The 20,797-nt window shown below is 59.1% G+C and carries 21 protein-coding genes and 1 pseudogene; 7 read left to right on the top strand and 15 right to left on the bottom strand.

All coding sequences use genetic code 11. The features are described from left to right. Window positions 1-336 precede the first annotated feature (336 nt). Both dcd and GBC55_RS20335 read left to right on the top strand, forming a co-directional pair. A complete protein-coding gene (gene dcd, locus GBC55_RS20340; RefSeq protein ID WP_162439079.1) occupies window positions 337-903 on the top strand; it encodes a dCTP deaminase in 567 nt (188 codons plus the stop codon). Between the two features lie 107 nt (window positions 904-1,010). After that, complete coding sequence (locus GBC55_RS20335; protein WP_017336784.1) at window positions 1,011-1,220, top strand: hypothetical protein; 210 nt, start codon at window positions 1,011-1,013, stop codon at window positions 1,218-1,220. Between the two features lie 109 nt (window positions 1,221-1,329). On the opposite strand, the gene pdeM is transcribed toward GBC55_RS20335, so the two are convergent. From pdeM to GBC55_RS20280, 11 genes are all read right to left on the bottom strand, one after another. Next, complete coding sequence (gene pdeM, locus GBC55_RS20330; RefSeq protein ID WP_162439078.1) at window positions 1,330-1,995, bottom strand: ligase-associated DNA damage response endonuclease PdeM; 666 nt, start codon at window positions 1,993-1,995, stop codon at window positions 1,330-1,332. After that, a complete protein-coding gene (locus GBC55_RS20325) occupies window positions 1,995-4,481 on the bottom strand; it encodes a ligase-associated DNA damage response DEXH box helicase (protein WP_162439077.1) in 2,487 nt (828 codons plus the stop codon). Before GBC55_RS20325 ends, pdeM begins: the two co-directional genes overlap by 1 nt. Window positions 4,482-4,681: 200 nt before the next feature. Next, window positions 4,682-5,446, bottom strand: a complete 765-nt coding sequence (locus GBC55_RS20320) for an ATP-binding cassette domain-containing protein (protein WP_162439076.1) — start codon at window positions 5,444-5,446, stop codon at window positions 4,682-4,684. Between the two features lie 13 nt (window positions 5,447-5,459). After that, window positions 5,460-6,578 carry a succinylglutamate desuccinylase/aspartoacylase family protein gene (locus tag GBC55_RS20315; protein WP_162439075.1) on the bottom strand — a complete coding sequence of 373 codons (1,119 nt, stop codon included), beginning with the start codon at window positions 6,576-6,578 and terminating at the stop codon, window positions 5,460-5,462. Window positions 6,579-6,605: 27 nt separating this feature from the next. Then, complete coding sequence (locus GBC55_RS20310) at window positions 6,606-7,316, bottom strand: ABC transporter permease (protein ID WP_162439074.1); 711 nt, start codon at window positions 7,314-7,316, stop codon at window positions 6,606-6,608. Beyond that, complete coding sequence (locus tag GBC55_RS20305) at window positions 7,313-8,041, bottom strand: ABC transporter permease (RefSeq protein WP_162439073.1); 729 nt, start codon at window positions 8,039-8,041, stop codon at window positions 7,313-7,315. The genes GBC55_RS20310 and GBC55_RS20305 overlap by 4 nt, the downstream gene beginning before the upstream one ends. A 56-nt stretch (window positions 8,042-8,097) precedes the next feature. Further along, the gene (locus tag GBC55_RS20300) at window positions 8,098-8,880 is read right to left on the bottom strand and encodes a transporter substrate-binding domain-containing protein (RefSeq protein WP_162439072.1); all 783 of its coding nucleotides are present in this window, start codon (window positions 8,878-8,880) and stop codon (window positions 8,098-8,100) included. A gap of 355 nt (window positions 8,881-9,235) precedes the next feature. Next, window positions 9,236-10,924 carry an ATP-dependent DNA ligase gene (locus GBC55_RS20295; protein WP_162439071.1) on the bottom strand — a complete coding sequence of 563 codons (1,689 nt, stop codon included), beginning with the start codon at window positions 10,922-10,924 and terminating at the stop codon, window positions 9,236-9,238. Further along, the gene (locus GBC55_RS20290) at window positions 10,921-11,967 is read right to left on the bottom strand and encodes a ligase-associated DNA damage response exonuclease (protein WP_162439070.1); all 1,047 of its coding nucleotides are present in this window, start codon (window positions 11,965-11,967) and stop codon (window positions 10,921-10,923) included. Before GBC55_RS20290 ends, GBC55_RS20295 begins: the two co-directional genes overlap by 4 nt. 189 nt (window positions 11,968-12,156) lie before the next feature. Beyond that, window positions 12,157-14,607 (bottom strand): penicillin acylase family protein, encoded by a 2,451-nt coding sequence (locus GBC55_RS20285; RefSeq protein ID WP_162439069.1) that lies wholly within the window; start codon window positions 14,605-14,607, stop codon window positions 12,157-12,159. A gap of 203 nt (window positions 14,608-14,810) precedes the next feature. Beyond that, the gene (locus tag GBC55_RS20280) at window positions 14,811-15,455 is read right to left on the bottom strand and encodes a glutathione binding-like protein (protein WP_162439068.1); all 645 of its coding nucleotides are present in this window, start codon (window positions 15,453-15,455) and stop codon (window positions 14,811-14,813) included. Window positions 15,456-15,601: 146 nt separating this feature from the next. Between GBC55_RS20280 and GBC55_RS20275 the strand changes: the two genes are divergently transcribed. Then, window positions 15,602-16,159 carry a cysteine hydrolase family protein gene (locus tag GBC55_RS20275; protein WP_162439067.1) on the top strand — a complete coding sequence of 186 codons (558 nt, stop codon included), beginning with the start codon at window positions 15,602-15,604 and terminating at the stop codon, window positions 16,157-16,159. 183 nt (window positions 16,160-16,342) lie between these two features. On the opposite strand, the gene GBC55_RS20270 is transcribed toward GBC55_RS20275, so the two are convergent. The 4 genes from GBC55_RS20270 to GBC55_RS20255 form a co-directional block, all read right to left on the bottom strand. Then, window positions 16,343-16,558 (bottom strand): SEC-C metal-binding domain-containing protein, encoded by a 216-nt coding sequence (locus GBC55_RS20270; RefSeq protein ID WP_162439066.1) that lies wholly within the window; start codon window positions 16,556-16,558, stop codon window positions 16,343-16,345. A 5-nt stretch (window positions 16,559-16,563) separates the two neighbouring features. Continuing rightward, window positions 16,564-17,049, bottom strand: a complete 486-nt coding sequence (locus GBC55_RS20265) for an LEA type 2 family protein (RefSeq protein WP_162439065.1) — start codon at window positions 17,047-17,049, stop codon at window positions 16,564-16,566. Between the two features lie 173 nt (window positions 17,050-17,222). Continuing rightward, complete coding sequence (locus GBC55_RS20260) at window positions 17,223-17,699, bottom strand: YchJ family protein (protein WP_162439064.1); 477 nt, start codon at window positions 17,697-17,699, stop codon at window positions 17,223-17,225. A gap of 4 nt (window positions 17,700-17,703) precedes the next feature. Then, window positions 17,704-18,201: a DUF6231 family protein gene (locus tag GBC55_RS20255; RefSeq protein WP_162439063.1), complete on the bottom strand. Its 498-nt coding sequence runs from the start codon at window positions 18,199-18,201 to the stop codon at window positions 17,704-17,706. 190 nt (window positions 18,202-18,391) lie between these two features. Between GBC55_RS20255 and GBC55_RS20250 the strand changes: the two genes are divergently transcribed. The 4 genes and pseudogenes from GBC55_RS20250 to GBC55_RS20235 all read left to right on the top strand — a co-directional run. Beyond that, window positions 18,392-19,087 carry an OmpA family protein gene (locus tag GBC55_RS20250; RefSeq protein ID WP_162439062.1) on the top strand — a complete coding sequence of 232 codons (696 nt, stop codon included), beginning with the start codon at window positions 18,392-18,394 and terminating at the stop codon, window positions 19,085-19,087. Window positions 19,088-19,178: 91 nt separating this feature from the next. Further along, a complete protein-coding gene (locus tag GBC55_RS20245; RefSeq protein WP_162439061.1) occupies window positions 19,179-19,898 on the top strand; it encodes an OmpA family protein in 720 nt (239 codons plus the stop codon). A gap of 148 nt (window positions 19,899-20,046) precedes the next feature. After that, on the top strand, window positions 20,047-20,325 hold the full coding sequence (locus GBC55_RS20240) for a DUF1145 domain-containing protein (RefSeq protein WP_162439060.1): 279 nt from the start codon (window positions 20,047-20,049) through the stop codon (window positions 20,323-20,325). Further along, window positions 20,318-20,797, top strand: a pseudogene (locus GBC55_RS20235) (collagen-like protein); the annotation flags it as partial. The gene GBC55_RS20240 and the pseudogene GBC55_RS20235, both read left to right, overlap by 8 nt.

Genomic DNA, 20,797 nt, shown 5'->3' with positions numbered 1-20,797 from the left:
AAGATAACTGCGACGCAGGAAGAACCCTGGCCGAGACTGAGTGCAAAGAGCAGGAAAAATTCTTGTAGATGGTTGGATCGAAATTCAACATATCGTGTAGAGATTCTCAGTGACACAAGCAGCACAGTGGCGCCACCTTAACCCTTTTTCCGGAACGTGCCAATGCTTCTTGCGAAGGTTTCTTTGTTTTCGTGACTGACGGTGCAGCGAATTATCGTCAAGGCCCTGAAAAACGGGGGGGATGCCGAGAATTGTACAGCGAACTTTGAACAGGCGGCGCGCGCCCGGTAAGATGCCGGACAGATTTTTTCCACCTCGCTATTCAGGACAACCGCCATGAGCATCAAATCGGACAAGTGGATTCGCCGCATGGCGCAAGAGCACGGCATGATCGATCCTTTCGTCGAGCGCCAGGTGCGCGGAGAGGGCGCCGACCGAGTGATTTCCTATGGTGTGTCGAGCTACGGCTACGACGTCCGTTGTGCCGATGAATTCAAAGTGTTCACCAACATCAATTCGGCAACCGTCGATCCGAAAAACTTCGATGAGAAGAGCTTTGTCGACGTCAAGAGCGATGTCTGCATCATCCCGCCGAATTCGTTCGCCCTGGCTCGCACCGTGGAATTCTTTCGCATTCCGCGCAATGTGCTGACCATCTGCCTGGGTAAAAGCACCTATGCCCGTTGCGGCATTATCGTCAACGTAACGCCGCTCGAGCCTGAGTGGGAAGGTCACGTGACCCTGGAGTTCTCCAACACCACCACGTTGCCGGCGAAAATCTACGCCAACGAAGGTGTCGCACAGATGCTGTTCTTCGAATCCGACGAAGAGTGCGAAGTGTCCTACAAGGACCGTGGCGGCAAGTACCAGGGCCAACTCGGCGTCACCTTGCCTCGCACTTGAGTCATTGATCTGACGGGCAGTGGGAATTCTTGAGCGGGTAGACACTCTATTGGGTGTACTGCCCGGTTCGCGCACAGCGGACCGGGCCATTGCTCAGGAGTGCTCTAATGAAGATCGATCCGCGAATAAGTGCCGAACTGGCAAGGCTTGAGCCCAATCAGGTTGGCGTGTTGGCCTGGTCCTTGTTGGCACACCCGCCAATCAGCATGGCAGGGGGCATCCCCGGTCAGCCTGATCCTGATACCCCGAATGAACAACCCACCGAACCTGGCGAGCCTACCTTGCCGGATGAGCCGCCACCCGCGCCTGTCGCTTGATGACACGCGCAAAAAAAGGGTGTGTAGGAGCAAAGCTTGCTCGCGATGGCGGTTTTTCAATCGACGAAGACGTTGACTGGGGAAACGCTATCGCGAGCAAGCTTTGCTCCTACAGGTTCGGGTTCACCGGCCATATGTCGTTATCGCCAATGACGAATATTCTGCAACTGTCGTCTCCCTCGACCTGATAGCCCCCTGTAAACGCGCCAAAGGCCGGCAGCAAGCTGATGGCTTCGCCGAGCCTGAAACACGCCAGCCGTAAACGCTGCCGACCTCGACCGGTCAGCCGATAGACGGGATGTACGTGGCCCGCCAGCACGTGTCTGTCTGGGTGTGGCGTCGGCTCATGTTGCAGTGCAAACGGCCCCAGCAACAGTGGCTCGGGCACCACCCTGATGTTCAACGACTCTGGAGGATCACCGGCACGCTTGTCGTGATTGCCCCGGATCAGCGTCATGGGCAGGTCGATGTGCCGCCTGCGCCATTGCGCCAGGGCCTCTAGCGTGGCGCTGGCATGTGAGCCGGGTCCATGGAGAAAGTCCCCAAGAAAGATCAGCTGACGACAGGGCAGGGCGGCCAGCAATTGGTCCAGCACAGCAATGTTCTGCGACGTGGTGCCTTGAGGGACGGGTTGCCCAAGGCTCCGATAAGCCGCGGCCTTGCCGAAATGCACATCTGCAATCAACAGCGCTTGTTGCGCGGGCCAGTAAATCGCCTTTTCCGGCAGCAGCCAAAGGTCTTCACCAGCGAGTCGAACGGGATAAGGCGTGCTCATCAGGCTTTCCCTGTTTGCGCGACTTTCTCCAGATCGCCGACCATGCGCCGGATACGGTCTGAGAGCTTTTCCGAACTCATGCTTTCGCGCATGCGCTCAACCAACAATGGAAATCCGAGTGGCGTGGGACGCTTGATGTGATGCAGATCGAGCCTCAGCTCACTGATTCGTTCCAGGGTTTGCTCCAGTCGATCGACATCCAATTCCTCCCTTAACACCTCTTCCCCTGCCTGGGCCAGCAGTAGATTGTCGGCGTCGTACTGTTTGAACACTTCAAAAAACAGCCCGCTAGACGCCTGCACCTGGCGGGTGCTTTTGGGCGCGCCCGGATAGCCTGCGAACACCAGCCCGGCAATTCGTGCGATTTCACGGAAACGGCGCAAAGCCAGTTCGCCGGCATTCAGGCTGGCGAGCACATCAGCCAGCAGATACTCAGGCGTCAACAGATCGCGATTCAGGTGTTCAGACCAATCCACATAAGTAGCGCTGAGCAGTTCCAGTCCGTAATCATTGACCGCAATCGAAAATGTCACCGGCAATCGTTGACTGACCCGCCATGCCAGCAAGCTCGCCAGCCCCAAGTGAACCTGCCGCCCCGCGAAGGGGTAGAGGAAAAGGTGCCAGCCTTCGCGGGACTTCAACGCTTCTGCCAGTAGACTGGACTCGGTCGGCAGTGCAGACCAGCGTTGCTGTACGTCCAGTAAGGGGCGCAACGCCTTCATTTCCGGGCCGGCAAACTCACCTTGTGCCGCCTCACTGAAGCGCCTGACCACAGCATTCGCCAACTCGCTGGACAGTGGCATCCGTCCACCATTCCAGCGGGGCACTGCGGCTTTTTTTACCGTGCTGCGCTTGACGTAGGCGGTCATGTTTTCAACCCGCACCAACTCCAGCAACCGACCGGCGAACAGAAATCCGTCGCCAGGTTTTAACCGTGCGATGAACCCCTCTTCAACACTGCCCAACTGCTTGCCACCCCCGCCCTTGCTCCAGAATTTCAACTGGATGCTCGCATCGCTGACGATCGTGCCGATGCTCATGCGGTGCCGGCGCGCCAATCGTGCATCGGGGACACGCCATACCCCATGTTCATCAGGTTCGGCCCGTCGATAATCCGGATAGGCCGTCAGAGAAAGCCCGCCATGGCGTACGAAAGCAAGCGCCCACACCCAGTCGGTCGGGCTTAGGTCGCGATAGGCCCAGGCACCGCGTACTTCTTCGTACAACTCGTCAGGTAAAAACCCGCCACCCAACGCCATGCTGACCAAGTGCTGCACCAACACGTCCAGCGATTTTTGCGGAGAGCGACGCGGCTCGATCCGACGTTGTGCCACCGCGTCCTGAGCGGCGGCGGCCTCAATCAATTCAAGACTGTGAGTCGGCACCAGCGTTACGCGGGACACTCGTCCCGGCGCATGACCGGAGCGCCCCGCCCGCTGCATCAGCCGCGCTACGCCTTTGGCCGAGCCGATTTGCAGCACCCGTTCCACCGGCAGGAAGTCCACCCCCAAATCCAGGCTGGACGTACAGACCACCGCTTTGAGCTGACCGTCCTTGAGCGCACGCTCGACCCAGTCACGGGTGTCTCGAGAGAGCGAGCTGTGGTGCAGCGCGATCAATCCTGCCCAATCCGGTCGAGCTTCCAGCAACGCCTGATACCAGATCTCTGATTGAGCGCGGGTGTTGGTGAACACCAGGGTGCTGGGGCTCGATTCAAGTTCCTCGACCACCTGGGGCAACATCTTCAAACCGATGTGCCCGGCCCATGGAAAGCGTTCGATGGCAGGCGGTAACAGTGTGTCGATCCGCAGTTCCTTGCCGTTCTGACCTTGAACACTGATGCCGCCCCCCTGTGGGATCAGGACCTGCTCGGCGTGGGATTGGTTACCCAGCGTTGCTGAAACGCCCCACACGATTAACTGCGGGTTCCAGCGGCGCAATCGAGCGAGGGCCAGTTGCAGTTGCACGCCGCGCTTGTTGCCCAGCAGTTCATGCCACTCATCCACCACTACCATGCGCAACGTCGATAACGCAGTGTGTGAATCGGCGCGGGCAAGCATCAGCGTCAAACTTTCCGGAGTGGTAATCAACGTAGTAGGCAGACGCCGGCTCTGGCGCGCGCGCTCACTGCTGCTGGTGTCGCCGGTGCGCAGGCCCACGCTCCATGGGATCTGCAAGTCCTGCAGCGGTGCTTCCAGCGCGCGCGCGGTATCGGCCGCCAATGCGCGCATAGGCGTTATCCACAGCACCGTGAGGGGTTCGGCAATCGGCTTTCGTTTGCGAGGGGTGACAACGGAAGGGACAGAAGAGGCGTAGCGATTAAGCGCCGCAAACCAGAGTGCATAGGTTTTCCCGGCACCGGTACTGGCGTGCAGCAAACCGCAATGGCCCTCTTTTACGGCTTTCCACACCTGTTTCTGAAAGGCGAATGGCGTCCAGCCGCGCGCGGTGAACCATTGTTTCGCGAAGTTGGTAGAGGTTCCCATGCCGACGGCGTGCGCTCTGAAAGTCTTCTTTCAGTGACCGCGGCAACGCCAGAAAGGTTTAATCACATGGCACGAACTGTAGGAGCTGCCGCAGGCTGCGATCTTTTGATCTTGATGTTCTGCGTTGTCAAAAAACACAGAGCAAAAGATCGTCCGAACGCGGCCCGAGCCTGCGGCAGCTCCTACGATGGGATCGCGAACTACTTGAGGTTGCCGCTGAGAAATTGCTTCAGCCGTTCGCTCTTCGGATTGCCCAGCACTTCGTCCGGCGCACCTTCCTCCTCCACCAGCCCTTGATGCAGAAACAGGACCTGGCTCGAGACCTTGCGGGCAAAACTCATTTCGTGGGTCACCATGATCATGGTCCGGCCTTCTTCTGCCAGGCCCTGGATCACTTTCAGCACTTCCCCTACCAGTTCAGGGTCCAGTGCCGACGTCGGTTCGTCAAACAGCATGACTTCCGGTTCCATCGCCAGCGCACGGGCAATGGCCACCCGTTGTTGCTGCCCGCCGGACAGGAACGCCGGGTATTGATCCGCCACCCGTGCCGCCAGGCCCACCTTGTCGAGGTAACGTCGGGCACGGTCTTCCGCTTCCTTCTTGTCGCAACCCAGCACACGGCGCGGGGCCATGCTGATGTTCTCAAGCACCGTCATGTGGCTCCACAGGTTGAAATGCTGGAACACCATGGCGAGGCGGGTGCGGATCTTCTGCAGTTCATCGGCATCGGCGACGTGCATGCCGTGGCGATCCTTGATCATGCGGATGGCCTGGCCGTCCAGGGTCATGGCGCCGTCGTTGGGTTGTTCGAGAAAATTGATGCAACGCAGGAAGGTACTTTTGCCCGAACCGCTGGCGCCGATCAGGCTGATGACGTCGCCAGTGTTGGCCTTGAGCGAAACACCTTTGAGCACTTCATGATCGCCATAGCTTTTATGCAGGCCTTCAATGGTCAGTTTGTACATGGGGCATGCATCCTCAAGGCGAAAGTAGATAGCCGCTGCGATAGGCTTCAGTGCCCGCGACATGGGCGATCACCATGCCCGCAGTGGCCATGCGACGCAGCGAACGGGCGTACATCAACCCGGCGGTCGCGCAATGGACGGGGGTGACGCGATCCAGGATCGGGTCAATGATTTCGGCAATCAGTTGCCCGGCTTCCAGGTATTCCCCTGGCAGCGCGGTGAACACCAGCAACCCGCCCACAGGAGTGGCCACCGGTTCGACGCCCGCCAGTGGCGTGGCGGGGTAGGGCAATTCGGGCAGTGGTGCCGGTTCACCGGCGATGGCACCGAAATGGATCAGGTAATCAAGCACTGCCTGACAATCGAGGCTGGCCAGCGGGTGATTGACGTCGCCCTGGCCGCGCAACTCGACAGTGACCGAGAAACTGCCCAAGGGGATGTCGAACTGCTCCCCGAACCGCTCCTTCAGTTGCCACCAGAGCAGGGTGAAGCACTCATCAAACGACTGGCCTCCTGAATCAGTGGCCAACAGGCTGGCTTCAGCGCCAATGTATCGAGCCAGTGGCTCGACCTGAGGCCAGGCTTCCGGCGTGGTGTAAAGGTGCGCGACCGCTTCGAAATCGCAATGCAGGTCCAGCACCATGTCGGCATCGCAGGCCAGCCGTTGCAGAGTCAGTCGCTGGGATTGCAGTTGAGTGCCGGCACTTTGTCGCGCCAGCGCTTGGCGCAGGCTGCGGCGGATTACTTCCAGGTTGTGCTGCGGATCATCGCCGAGCAGGCCTTCGATTTCATTGCCGACTTCTTCGCTTAAATCGACGAACCAGCGGTTGAAGTTCTGACCGCTTTCCAGCTCGTAGCGACCCAGCGGCACGTCCATCAGCACCTGCTCGAGGCCCACCGGATTGGCGACGGGCACCAATACGATCTCACTGCGCAGGCGGCCAGCGGCTTCCAGCTCCGCCAGTCGCTGCTTGAGATGCCAGGCCACCAGCATGCCGGGCATTTCGTCCGCATGCAGGGAGGACTGGATGTAGACCTTGCCGTTGGCCGATGAAGGACCGAAATGGAAGCTGTGAATCTGTCGCGCGGTCCCGGGCAGTGGGGCCAGCAAGTCATGTATCTGGTGGCGCATTTGCTTTTATGTCCTGAAACAGGCGAGCTAGTGGGTCGGCCCGAGGAAGGCCAGCCAGCGGCGTTCAGCGAGACGGAACAGGCCGACCAGCGCAAAGGTTACGGTCAGGTAGATCAGCGCAGCGATGCCAAACGACTGGAAGGTCAGGAAGGTCGCCGAGTTGGCGTCCCGAGCCACTTTCAGTACATCCGGAATGGTTGCGGTGAAGGCCACCGTTGTCGAGTGCAGCATCAGGATCACTTCGTTGCTGTAATAAGGCAACGAACGGCGCAGGGCCGAAGGCATGATCACGTAGGCATACAGCTTCCAGCCGGTCAGGCCGTAGGCTTTGGCCGCTTCGACTTCACCGTGGTTCATGCTGCGAATCGCCCCGGCAAAAATCTCCGTGGTGTACGCGCAGGTATTCAAGGCGAAGGCCAGGATCGTGCAGTTCATCGCATCGCGAAAGAACGCATCCAGTACCGGTTGAGCGCGGATCGCGGCCAGGCTGTAAATGCCGGTGTAGCAGATCAGCAGCTGGATATAGAGCGGCGTACCGCGGAACAGGTAGGTATAGAACTGCACCGGCCAGCGCACGAAAGCGTTGGGCGAGACCCTGGCGATGGACAGCGGAATCGATACCAGAAAGCCGATGAAGATCGATGCGCTGAGCAGCCACAGGGTCATGGCCAGGCCAGTGATGTGGTAGCCGTCACTGTAAAGGAACGGTCTCCAGTATTCCTGCAGGAGCTCGATCATCGTACGGCCTCCCGGGAACCGGCGGCGTAGCGACGTTCAAGCCAGCGAAGGACGATGTTGGAAGCACTGGTGATAAGCAGGTAGATCACCGCGGCAAGCACCAGGAAGTAAAACAGTTGGTAGGTGCTTTTACCGGCGTCCTGGGCAGCCTTGACCAGATCAGCCAGACCAATGATCGACACCAGCGCGGTGGCCTTGAGCATCACCATCCAGTTGTTGCCGATGCCCGGCAACGCAAAACGCATCATTTGCGGAAACACCACGATCCAGAAACGCTGGCCACGCTTGAGGCCATAGGCGGTCGCCGCTTCGATCTGGCCCCGCGGGACCGCGAGAATCGCACCTCGGAAGGTTTCGGTGAAGTACGCGCCATAAATGAAGCCCAGGGTAATGACCCCGGCACTGAACGGGTTGATCTCGATGTATTCCCATTCCATGAAATCGGTAAACGACGTCAACCAGGTTTGCAGGCTGTAGAAGATCAGCAGCATCAGCACCAGGTCCGGCACGCCGCGAATCAGCGTGGTGTAGAGCTGGGCCGGGACGCGCACCAGTTTGACTTTCGACAGCTTGGCACTGGCGCCGAGCAGGCCGAGCAACACGGCCACCAGCAACGACAACACCGATAATTTGATGGTCATCCAGGTGCCTTCCAACAGCAACGGACCGAAGCCCTTGAGGCTGAAGGCGGAGAGCCCCAGGTTTTGTAAGAGGTTTTCGAACATAAATCAGCAACCTGATCAGGTAGAAAAAGCGCCCATCGCGAGATGGGCGCCGGGCATTATTTGCCGCTGTACAGATTCAGATCGCCAAAGTGTTTCTTCTGAATGGTGGCATAGGTGCCATCGTCGTGTAACGCTTTGATACCTTTATCCAAAAGTGCCTTCAGGTCTTTGTTACCTTTCGAGATACCGATAGCCGTTTTGGCTGGCAGCAGTTCGCTGTCAACTGGCTTGCTGATTTCGTAATCGGTGCCCTTAGGCGACTTCAGGAAGCCCAATTCGGCCTGCAGCATGTCCTGGATCCCGGCGTCGAGACGACCGGAGGTCAGGTCGGAATACACCTGATCCTGATTCTGATAGGCCTGGGTTTTCACGCCAGCCTTGTCCAGAACGGCTTTGGCATAGGCTTCCTGGATAGTGCCTTGCTCGTAGCCGACGGTTTTCCCCTTCAGCGAAGCGACGTCTGCAGTGATGCCAGAACCCTTTTTGAATACATAGGCGGTCGGACCGGAGAACAGTTCGCTGGAGAAGTCGATGACCTTTTCGCGAGCCGGGGTAACGGTCATCGAAGAAATCACACCGTCGAATTTGTTGGCTTTCAGGCCCGGAATCATGCCGTCGAAGTCACTTTCGACCCATTTGCACTTGACCTTCAGTTCGGCGCAGATCGCGTTCCCCAGATCGATATCAAAGCCCACCAGGTTGCCGTCGGCCGCTTTCGACTCAAACGGTGCGTAGGAAGGGTCAACGCCAAAACGCAGCTCCTTGTATTCCTTGGCCATGGCGGAACCGGCCGCCATGCACAATGCCAGTGCAGAAAGGGTCATTAATGCTTTTTTCATTATTCAATCCCTAAAAACCAATTTGAGCGCTCGTGGCGCAAATGAATTGTTACTGCAAAGCGTAAGACCTAAAGAAAGTAGCAATTTCTGAACCACACTGCCGAACAAGTGTTTTAAAAGGCGTTCAGTGAGATGCCAGGAGGGCGTTTGCGCACGGAAATGGGCATGAGTTATTACCCGCACCAAATCAGATCAGCGAAGGAAAATCTGTGGCGAGGGAGCTTGCTCCCGCTGCGCTGCGAAGCGGCCCTAATCTCAGATTCACTTTCACCGATGATGCGACTGCTTCGCAGCCGAGCGGGAGCAAGCTCTCTCGCCACAGGAGGTTAAGCTCGCTGATCTGAACAGGTGACGTTCAGCCCAAGAGATCTTGCAAGGTGGCCAGATTGTCAGCCTCATCCACCGACTTGTCCCGGCGCCAGCGCAGCATTCTCGGAAACCGCACGGCAATCCCGCTCTTGTGCCGCTTTGACAGGGCAATCCCCTCGAATCCCAGCTCAAACACCAGGCTCGGTTTTACGCTGCTCACCGGACCGAACTTCTCCACCGTGGTCTTGCGCACAATGCTGTCGACCTGACGCATTTCTTCATCGGTCAAGCCTGAGTACGCCTTGGCGAAGGGCACCAGCGTGCGCTCGCTCGCATCGGCGGGACCGTCCCAGACGGCGAAGGTGTAGTCGCTGTACAAACTGGCCCGGCGGCCATGGCCGCGTTGCGCGTAAATCAGCACCGCATCGACGCTGTATGGGTCGACTTTCCACTTCCACCAGACCCCCATGTCCTTGGTTCGGCCAACCCCGTACAGGGCATCCCGGGCTTTGAGCATCATGCCTTCGACGCCCAGGCTGCGCGAAGCTTCCCGTTGCCTGGCGAGGTCGAACCAGTCGTCGCCCGTCAGCACCGGCGAGGCGAGCAATACCGGGCTATCGCAGTCGGCAATCACTTGATCCAACCGGGCTCGACGCGCGGCCTGCGGTTGGTTGCGCCAGTCCTCGCCGGCCCATTCCAGCAGGTCGTAAGCGAGCACGACCACAGGCACCTCATCGAGTATTTTCTTGCCCAGGGTTTTACGACCGATGCGCTGTTGCAACAAAGCGAAAGGTTGCACCGACGGGGAGGTGGGCGCTTGTGGGTCAAATGCATCTTCAGTGTCGACTGGCGCGGCTTTCCAGGCGACGATTTCGCCGTCGATCACCGTGCCGTCGGGCAAGCCGTGAACCAGGCTGTCGAGTTCGGGAAAGCGTTCGGTGACCAATTCTTCACCCCGAGACCAGATCCACAGTCGACCCTCGCGCTTGACCACTTGCGCACGGATGCCATCCCACTTCCATTCCACCTGCCACTGGCTGGCCGGGCCGAGCAATGCTTCGAATTGCTCAACCGGTTGCGACAGCGCATGTGCAAGAAAAAACGGATACGGCTGACCGCCACGCTGCGCGTGTTCATCGGTTGATTCAGGGGCAATCAACTTCAAGTAGCTGGCCGCGCTGGGGCGGTTGGACAGGTCTGTGTAACCCACAAGACGCTGGGCAACGCGCTTGCTGTCCAAGTGCGCCATTGATGCCAGGGCGCGGGTGACCAGCAGCTTGGACACGCCGACACGAAAACTGCCCGTGATCAGTTTGATGCACAGCATCAGGCTTGACCGGTCCAGTTGCGACCACAGTGTGGGCAGTTGTTCGGCGAGCACTTCAGGTGACTCACCGCGCAATGGCAGGAGTTTTTTTTCGATCCACACCGCGAGTCCGTCATCGGAGCTATGAACGGCTTCGGGCAAGACCAGTGAGATGGTTTCCGCCATATCGCCAACGGCCTGATAACTCTCTTCGAACAACCAGGGCGACAGCCCGGAGAAAGCGACCGCCAACTCGCGCAGGATTCGCACAGGGACCAATTGACGAGGTCGCCCACCGGACAGGAAGTAAACCGCCCACGCGGCGTCTTCCGGTGCAGCCTGGGCAAAGTAGTGCTGCATCGCGGCCAGTTTGGCGTTGCTCGACGTCGTGGCATCGAGTTCGGCATACAACTGCGCAAAGGCTTTCATGGCAGCACCTCGGCGCTTGCGGTCTCGGTCTCAGTTTCGGTGGCGTTGAGTTCTTCCTCATCGTCGCCGTATTCCGTGCTGAAGCCCTGGGCGTCGAGACCCTGTTCGCGTAAATGCCGGACCAGCACGGCGACCGAGCCATGGGTGACCATGACCCGTTGCGCGCCAGTCTGTTCGATGGCCCACAGCAGCCCCGGCCAGTCCGCGTGATCGGAAAGCACAAAACCACGATCAACTCCGCGCCGCCGTCGGGTTCCGCGCAAGCGCATCCAGCCACTGGCGAAGCCGTCACTGTAGTCACCGAAGCGGCGCATCCACGTACTGCCCCCGGCCGACGGCGGCGCGATGACCAGCGCCTTGCGCATGATCGGGTCACTTTTCTTGATGTCCCCGGCATAAAGGGTCGGCGGAATGTACACGCCACTTTCGCGGTACACGCGGTTCAGGGGTTCCACCGCACCATGGGTCAGAATCGGACCCAGGCTGGCGTCGATGCCATGGAGAATCCGTTGCGCCTTGCCGAACGAGTAACAGAACAGCACGCTGGCCTTGTCCTCGGCGGCATTGGCTTGCCACCACTGATTGATCTCGGCAAACACCTGAGCCTGAGGTTGCCAGCGATAGATGGGCAGGCCGAAGGTGGATTCGGTGATGAAGGTGTGGCAGCGCACCGGTTCGAAAGGCGCACAGGTGCCATCGGGCTCGATTTTGTAGTCCCCCGACGCGACCCACACCTCGCCGCCGTACTCGAGACGCACCTGGGCCGAGCCGAGCACATGGCCTGCGGGGTGAAAACTCAGGGTGACGCCGTGGTGCAACAGGCGCTCGCCATACGCCAGGGTTTGTAAACTGATGTCTTGTCCCAGGCGCGCTCGCAAAATCCCTTCGCCAGGTGCAGCGGCCAGGTAATGTTCATTGCCGGTGCGGGCGTGATCACCGTGGGCATGGGTGATGACTGATCGTTCTACGGGGCGCCAGGGGTCAATGTAGAAATCCCCGGCGGGGCAGTACAGGCCTTCGGGGCGGGCGATAACAAGGTCCATGTCTGTGACCAAAATGGAGGGACTTGTTAGCTATGAGGATGGGGCGGGGCTGGAAGTTCTATCAAAATGCTATTAGCCAAAAATAATCCTGTGTAGGCGTGGGCCTGCTCGCGATAGCGGTACATCAGCCATTCATTGGGTGGCTGATAGACCGCTATCGCGAGCAGGCTCGCTCCTACAGGGGTTGCGTTATTTTCCGGGCGTCAGCGTCAACCGCGTCTTCCCGTACACCTTGTCAAAGTTCTGCGGCTGCAGGGGCAAACTCATGTATTGCCCCTTGAGCCACGGATCAATGCTGTTGAGGTAGTTCGGGCTCGCCGGATTGCCGGACTGCCCGGTGCCGTTCTGGCCCATCAGCGGTTCAGCCTGGCCGAAATCGACGATGAAGCGCATGGACGGTGCCAGCGTGGTGTTGAAATCCTGGCCCCACGCAAACGCCGAGGTGTTCAGCGTGGTGTGATCACCGCCGGCGGCGAGTGGACCGCGGACAGTCTGGCCGCTGGCGTTTTTCCATTCATAACCGTGCAACTTGCCCCATTGCCAGGCCTTGTGATCTGCGCCCAGCAGACTGTCGCCGGCCGTGATGGCCGCGGCGAGGCTGCGGGCGAGGATCGCGGGTTTGTCTTCCTTCTGCGGTGTCCGGGCGTCATCCCAGAACGGACTGTCCTCGCGTCCCAACAGATGATCGGCCTGCGCCGCGTAGGACAGCTTGCCGTTGGCGATAAACGCCTTCCATGCCGGGCTGCTTTCCGGGCCCAATTCGTCGAGGAAAATTTGCTTCGTGCTTTCCTGCAGGAACAACTCGTAAATCGCCGCGTCGGCGGACGTCGGGCTGAGCTTGCCGTCAAATGCCATCAGGCGGGTATAGGCCTCGCGGGCTTTATCTTTGTCTGCTGCGGGCAACGCTTCGATGGCCTGCTTGAGCGGCTGGGACATGCCTGGCGCGGCAAACATTTTCTTCAGTTTGGCGGCGAAGGTGGTGGTCTGGTCGTATTGCATGGCGATCAGGCTACGCGTGTCGTGTTTGCCTGCGTTGGCCAATTCAGCCATGCGTTCGCCACGTTCAGGGGCCGACCAGGAGTTGGACAACTGCATCCCGTAGCCATGGGGAATGACGCGCTGGTTTGCAGTACCGAGCCAACCCTGGGCCGGATCCTGATCGTAGGGGTGGAGCATCGGGTCGGCATAACCGTCCCAATCGTAACGACCTTCCCAGCCTGGCGATGGCAGCAGGCCTTCGCCTTCGCGGCGGTTTGGATAACGGCCGGTGACTTGCCAACCGATGTTACTGGCGTCGGCGAAGACCAGGTTCAGGGCAATGGCGCGGATTTCACGACTGGCGTCCGAGGCTTTCTCGACATTCTGCGCTCGGGACAAGTCGAAAAACGCGTCCAGGCTCTTATCGTCGGTGAAGTTCGGCGTCTGCAACGCCAGGCCGAAACCGTTGGCCAGTGTGGTGCCTTGGGCACTGTTGAGCAGCGGGCCGTGACGGGTTTCGTATACCGCTTCGCGAACAGGCCGCTGGCCTTTGACGAAGTAGGTTTCGTTGCGAACGATCACGGGCTGCCATTTGCCGCCCGCCTCGTAGGTGAGACCGTGGCCCTGGCGTTTGATTTTTTCCAGGAACAGGTCCTGGTTGTCGCCCATGACCGTGGTCATGCTCCACGCCACTTTGCCGTTGAAACCGCCAAGCACCATCGGCAACCCGCCGATGGTCACGCCAGAGGCCTGGTATTTCGGGGCGCGAATCTGCACGTAACTGAACAACGACGGCACACCCAGTGGTCCATGGCTATCGCTCGCCAAAAGGCTCTTGCCGCTGCGGCTACGTTGCGGGGCGATTGCCCAGTTGTTCGATGAGGTGGCGCCGAGCAAATTCAGGTCCGAGAGTTGCGCCGTGGCTTTGCTGATGTCGGCGAGTCCCGGAATTTGCCCGTTGAGCTTGATGCCCTGGAGCTTTTCGGCTTCGGCGACCGGCAGCTTTTCGTCGGGCGCAGACGGCGTCAGCCATGCCAGCTTGTCGGTGGTGACGGTCTGGGCCAGCATCAGCGAGGAAATCTCCTCCGGCAGGTTGGCCGATTGGCTGAAGTTCAGCAGGCAGAAAATCAGCGCGGAATCTTCCGGTTGCCAGTACTCAGGCTTGTAGCCCGTGGCGGCGAGGTCCGCCGGCAGCTTGTCGCGGTAGCGGAACAGGTAGGCGTTGACGCCCCGGGCGTAGACTTCAAAGAAGCGCTTGAGGCGCGGTGAAGACGCTTTGTACAACTCACCCGCGCTTTTCTTCAGGTTGACGGCACGCATGTAGCGGTCGGCGTCCAACAAGTCCGCACCGGACATTTCCGCCAGACGGCCTTGCGCCAGCAGCCTCAGAGTGACCATTTGCGTGATGCGGTCGCTGGCATGCACATAACCGAGGGCGAACAGTGCGTCGTGGAAGCTGTTGCTTTCGATCAACGGCATGCCCATGGCATTGCGGCGTACCGACACGTTTTGCGCCAAGCCCTTGAGCGGCTGCACGCCAGTGGAGGGCGGGAGGGTGTCCTGCGTGTTGAAGGTCTGACAACCGGTCAGGCTCAGAACACCGGCCACTGCTGCGGCAACGCCGAACCGGGGAAGAAAATGAGTAAGGGCTGGCGAGGCCATGGCAAAGCTCCTGCGGGGTGGTAACGCAATAAAGTCGCTACGTTAGTGAGCAGGAGGTGGGCGCGCAAGCGGGGTGAAAGGTTATTTCAGGATTTGTCCGCTAAACGTGAATGATCGCAGCTTGCGGCAACTTCTACAGATGTCCATCGAGATACTGTAGGAGCTGCCGCAGGCTGCGATCTTTTGATCTTGATGTTTCTACATCAGGATTTTGGTGGATTGACCTTGGCCACCAACGCATAGGCTTTCACCGTCGCTGGCCGCCCCTGAATGTGGTTGAACCAGCGCAGTACGTTCGGGAAGTCCTCCAGGTTCTGGCTCTGCCATTTGTGGGACACGATCCACGGATAGATCGCCATGTCGGCAATGCTGTACTCCTCGCCGGCGACAAAGGCGTTGTTGGCCAACTGCTTGTCGAGTACGCCATACAACCGCGCGGTTTCGTCGATATAGCGCTTGATCGCGTAGGGGATTTTTTCCGGGGCGAACTGGCTGAAGTGATGGTTTTGCCCCGCCATCGGTCCCAGACCTCCCATCTGCCAGAACAACCATTGCAACGCTTGCTGGCGGCCGCGCAAGTCTTTGGGCAGGAACTTGCCGGTTTTGTCTGCCAGGTACAGCAGGATTGCACCGGACTCGAACAGCGCCAACGGCTCACCGCCATCGGTCGGCTCATGATCGACGATCGCGGGGATCTTGTTGTTTGGGGAGATTTTCAGGAATTCGGGTTTGAATTGATCGTTCTGGCTAATGTTGATCGGGTACACGTCGTACGGCAGGCCGGCTTCTTCCAGGAAAATCGAAATCTTGTGGCCGTTGGGTGTGGTCCAGTAATAAAGGTCGATCATGGAGTGCTCCAAATCAAGGGACGTCATTAGGGGCGAACGGCAACCGCTGGCATTAGGTCGTCCTGTCTGCGTTCGATGGCTTGCCTGTAAGAGGAAGTGATGCTCAAGTGCGTGAAATTCAATGACCCAGTGTGAGAAATGTCGGCATGGAGCTTAAGACGAACGCAGCACTCATCATCATCGATCAGCAAAAAGGCATCCTGGAGCCCCGACTCGGTCCTCGCAACAACCCTCACGCCGAGGAGCGGATGCTTGCGTTGTTGGGCCATTGGCGTCGCACGGGTCGCCCGGTCGTTCACGTGCAACACCTGTCGCGCTCGCCGGATTCGGTTTTCTGGCCGCAGCAATCGGGCGTGGAGATTCAGGCACGGTTCGAACCTGCAGCCGGCGAACGGCTGATTCAAAAGCAGGTGCCGGACGCGTTTTGCGCGACGGGGCTGGAAGCGAGTTTGCGCCAGGAGGGGATCGAACAGTTGGTGATTGTGGGCGTGGCGACGAATAACTCGGTGGAGTCTACGGCGCGTACGGCCGGTAACCTGGGGTTTGACGCATGGGTGGCGGAGGATGCGTGCTTTACGTTCGACAAGGCTGATTATTTTGGCACGGTGCATTCAGCCGAAGAAGTGCACGCGATGTCGCTGGGGAATCTGCATGGGGAATATGCGACGGTGGTGAGCACCGGGCAAATCCTGATGAACACCTGAGCCTTGAACCTCTGTGGAAGCAAAGCTTGCTCGCGATAGCCGCACCGCGATCAATCAGATAGACCGGATCTCTTCCATCGCGAGCAAGCTTTGCTCCTACAAGGGCATAGATCCAATGTGGGCGCGAGCCTGCTGGCGAAGGCGGTTCAACAGGCGATAGGGAATATCGCCCGGAACTTCACATCAAGCGCCGTGGCACTTCTTGAATTTCTTGCCATTGCCGCATGGGCAAGGATCGTTGCGGCCCACGTCTTTCAGGGCGTTGCGCACAGGCTCCTGGTGAGCGTGGCCACAGTTCGGGCCGTGTACATGGCCATGGTCGTGATCATGGTGGTCGTGATGGGCATGATCGTGATCGTGGTTGCAGTCTGGGCCATGAACGTGGGGTTGCTGGGTCATCGGGTTTACTCCGGAATTAAATCGGCGGGGATTATCACGCCATTGCGCGCAACGTGCACGTAGTGCGCGATGAATAAACCGGTTTCCAGCTCTCCTTCCAGACGATAGGGGATAGGGTGGTCGGGTTTTCCCAGCATTTTCACCACATCGCGGATCTTCGGCCAAAGATTGGTGCGGATCGGCACCTTGAAGTAAGCGCTTCGTTTTGGACCGACCGTAAACCAGTGCTCGTTCTCGCCTTCAGTCAGCAACATGTCGCCCAAATGAATGCGGTACTCAAGGCTTCGGACTGTCAGGTCACTGTCGTTGGGGTTATCAACGCGAAAGTGCAGCAGGAATTTTTGCTCCAGCAGCTTGGCCCGGATGACTTCAACTTTGACCAGATGCAACTGGGGCTCGGGCTCATCATCGCCGAACCATGACGCACAGCCGCCGAGCCCGAGCGCAAGACTCAGCGTCACCAAGTAGAGTACGAGTCGCCGGGTGATCATGGTTGTGTGTCTCCTTGAGCTTGAAACAACCGCCAAACCTGCGAACACGTCCTGTAGCAGCTGCCGAGCCTGCGAGGCTGCGTTGGAATGCGCAGCACTCGCCGACCATTTAGCGAGCGCTACGCACTCGAACGCAGCCTCGCAGGCTCGGCAGCTGCTACAGGTTTCTCGTCTTAACTGCCGAAGTAGCTCGCACAGCATTTCTTGAACTTCTGCCCGCTGGCGCAAGGGCAAGCATCGTTGCGACCGGCCTTGAGTTGTACGGTGGGGTCGATGAAGTACCAGTGGGCAGCGTTCTGCACAAACGATGAGCGCTCGCGGTGGCTGTGTTCGCCCGTGCTGTCATGCCAGCGGGCGGTAAAGGTCACGAATGCGTGCTCCGGCTGACCGCCGAACACTTCGGAGCTCTCCACCTCCAGACCCAGCCAGGTGCTTTGCGCGCTCCAGTTGCTGATGGACTGTCGATCCAGCCCTTCGCGTTGCGCTGGCAGGGTGGTCGCGACCAGATAGTCGATCAGGCCCAGCACATACGCACTGTAGCGCGAACGCATCAGGGCTTCGGCGCAGGGGGCCGGATGGCCGGCATGATAGTGACCGCAGCAGGCATCGAGCAGGGTGCCGCTGCCGCAAGGGCAAATAGAAGTACTCATTGCGTTACCACCAATATTTCCCGAAGTTTTCCGGATTGGCCCAAAACCGCGAGTTGAGCCAGTCGGGTACTTGCTTATAGTCAAGCAGATCGTAGGTGAAGAGGGTCAGTACCTGTTCGTCACGCTGAAAGCGTTCGCTGGCTTGCAGGGCCAGGGAGAAAAAATCCGTTTCCTGCCAGCCACTGGCAGGCAGGTCCGCCAGCACCGCTATTCGGCTGGCATTGAGGTTGCGGATTCCTCCCAGCAAATTCAGACCGTCGCGCTTGGGCAGGTGTTCCAGGCAATCGACGACCAGCGCCAGGTCGAACCGACGGGACGCCAGATCTGCCGGCAATTGACCGGGTGCGGCATGCGCGACACAGCTGTCAGGGTGCGCGAGCTTGAAGGCTTCAAGCGCGGGGAACTCGCTGGCGCCAATCAAAAGAAGGCGCGCAGGGGCGTAACGATCCAGCAAAGCGGCCAGCGCCTGTTGCGGCGTGCGCGCAGAAATACCTGCAATCATCGAAGATCCTCAATCAGAGCTGCCAAGACTAGCCTGCCCGAAGGTCCGGGCCTAGCGCTCTATTAGGGGAAAAGCGTCGATCAACCGTGATCACGGCGTAAAACAGCTATGGCCTAATGCTGGCGGAGATTAAAACTCCGGTCTTTACTCCCTGAATCGGTTCTAAGCCGATCCCTCAGGAGAAAACTAGATGAGCATAGTTCGGACAGCATTACCCTTGGTTCTGCTAACCAGTGTGTTGACTGGTTGCGCAGGTTTGCAGAAAACCGACTGGCCGACCTGTGCGGCGGTCGGTGGTGTCGTAGGTGCTGGTCTCGGCGCGACCGAGAGCTCGGCATGGGCAGGGTATGGCGCGCTGCTGATCGGCGGCACGGCAGCGGCCTATTGCTGGGTTCACGGTGATGGCGACGAAGATGGCGATGGCGTGCCGGACAGCCGCGACAAGTGCCCGGGTACGCCTAGAGGCGTGCAGGTCGATGCCGACGGTTGCCCACCACCTGTGCCAGCGCCAGTTGTCGAAGAGGCTGTTGTGGTCAAGGAAGAAGTCATCGTCATTCGCGATGTTCACTTCCAGTTCGACAAAGCGACGCTCACGCCTTCCGATAAAGATGTCCTCAACAAAATCGCTTCTCGCCTGAAACAGGAATCCTCTACCGCGCAACTGACCGTCACCGGTCACACCGACAGCGTGGGCAGCGATGCCTACAACCAGAAACTGTCGGATAAACGTGCGCACTCGGTCGTTGATTACCTGATCCAGAGTGGCGTTCCACGTGCCAGCTTCGTGTCTGTAACCGGTGCCGGTGAAAGCCAGCCGGTGGCTGACAACAAAACGGCTGACGGCCGCGCGATGAACCGTCGCACGGAAATCAAAATCAACCGCTGACCCCCCTCGCACTCCGCGGCTTGTGCAGTCGCGGATGTGTGTCTTTACTCCTGTGTAACCGGTATGGGCCGGTAACACAGGAGCTTTCATAATGAGTGTTCTCACAAGGACCGTCTTGCCGGTTCTGCTGCTAGGCGGCCTGCTGACCGGTTGCGCAACTCACAGCGATGGCACTGCCCCGTTAAATCAACGTACCTGGCCAATCTGCAGCCTCATCGGCGGACTGGTCGGTGGAGGCCTGGGCGCGATCGAAAGTGCCGGCTGGGCAGGAGGTGGCGCAGCGCTTGGCATCCTGACGGGCGGCCTGATCTGCTACGCCCAGGATGGGGATGAAGATGACGATGGCGTTTTCGACCGTCGTGATCGCTGCCCTGATACACCCGCCAATACCCCGGTAGAACATCACGGTTGCCCGCTGCCGCAATACCCGGCCAGCGTGAAACCTGCCGAACCCGTGCAGTCCGAAGTCGTCACGTTGAGTGATGCGAACGATGTGTTGTTCGCCTTTAATAAATCCGACCTGACGCCCGCTGCACGCAGCGAACTCGATTCGCTGATGGCCAAGTTGCAAAACGCCGACGTGGTGAGCATCAAAGTGGTCGGCCACACCGACAGTGTCGGTTCGGACGCCTATAACCAGGCACTCTCGGAACGTCGCGCCAGCAGCGTGGCGGATTACCTGTTGAGCCAGGGCCTGGCGCCAAGCAAACTCACCAGCGAAGGCAAGGGTGAAAGCGAGCCGATTGCCGATAATGAATCGGAAGAGGGCCGCGCGAAAAACCGTCGCGTAGAGTTGCACATCAACCGCTGAGGCCCGTAGTAGAGCCGTCTGGCGATAAAACAGATCGTCCGGACGGCCATTCGGCGGCCCTCATGAAGAATTTTCCGTTGCCCTCTGGCTTATCCCGCGTGGAAGCCGTTACTGTGCGCGCAAAGAATAATTCTCAGCGGGGGAGCGTATGAAGGTGATATGGGGACTAGGGAAGTTGTTGACCCTGCTGTTCTGGGCCGTGGTGGTGGTTAATTCGCTCGTGCCGTTTGTTTATCCGCTGCAGGTGTTGGTCAATCTGGCCGGCGGCCTGCTGGCAATCCTTCATCTTCTGGAAGTGCTGCTGTGCAATCGCAGCCTCAAAGGTCGCGCCCATCCCTGGGCTGATCGCCTGAAGATTCTGTTTTTCGGCGTGTTCCACCTGCAAACCATTCCAGCTCCCACCGTATCGAAGGCTTCCCATGCGTAATCTCTGTCTGCTCGCGGCATTCATCAGCCCATTGGCTTGCGCCCAAGTGGTAAGCGTCGAAACCAACTCGCTGATGCGTTTACCCAATACGGCCAGCACCTTGCAGCTGGAACGTCTGGAAGTCGCCGACTACGGCACTTTGCTGATTCCTTCGAACGTGACTCAGGTCACCGTCGGCGAGTTGCACCTGGGACGCGACGCGCGCATCGCTATCGTGCCAGGCGAGCAGGCGCTGGACTTCAAGGTCATCCGCGCCCAATTGTCGGAAGGCAGCCAGATTACTGCGCGGGGTGCACCGGGCACTTACCTCAAGGCCGCGCGTTCGGGTCGCAATCTGAACGTGCAGATTAAGTCTCTGAATGCGCCACAGTTGGTGGTGGATGCTCGCGGTGGTGCGGGCGCGCCAGGATTTGTCGGCCTTGACGGCGCGAATGGTCAGGCACCGGGCTGCACCTGGGGCCAGGCCGGCCGT

This window comes from Pseudomonas sp. TNT3 (genome assembly GCF_010095445.2).
Lineage (GTDB): Bacteria > Pseudomonadota > Gammaproteobacteria > Pseudomonadales > Pseudomonadaceae > Aquipseudomonas.
This window is presented reverse-complemented; position numbering and strand designations above follow the sequence as displayed.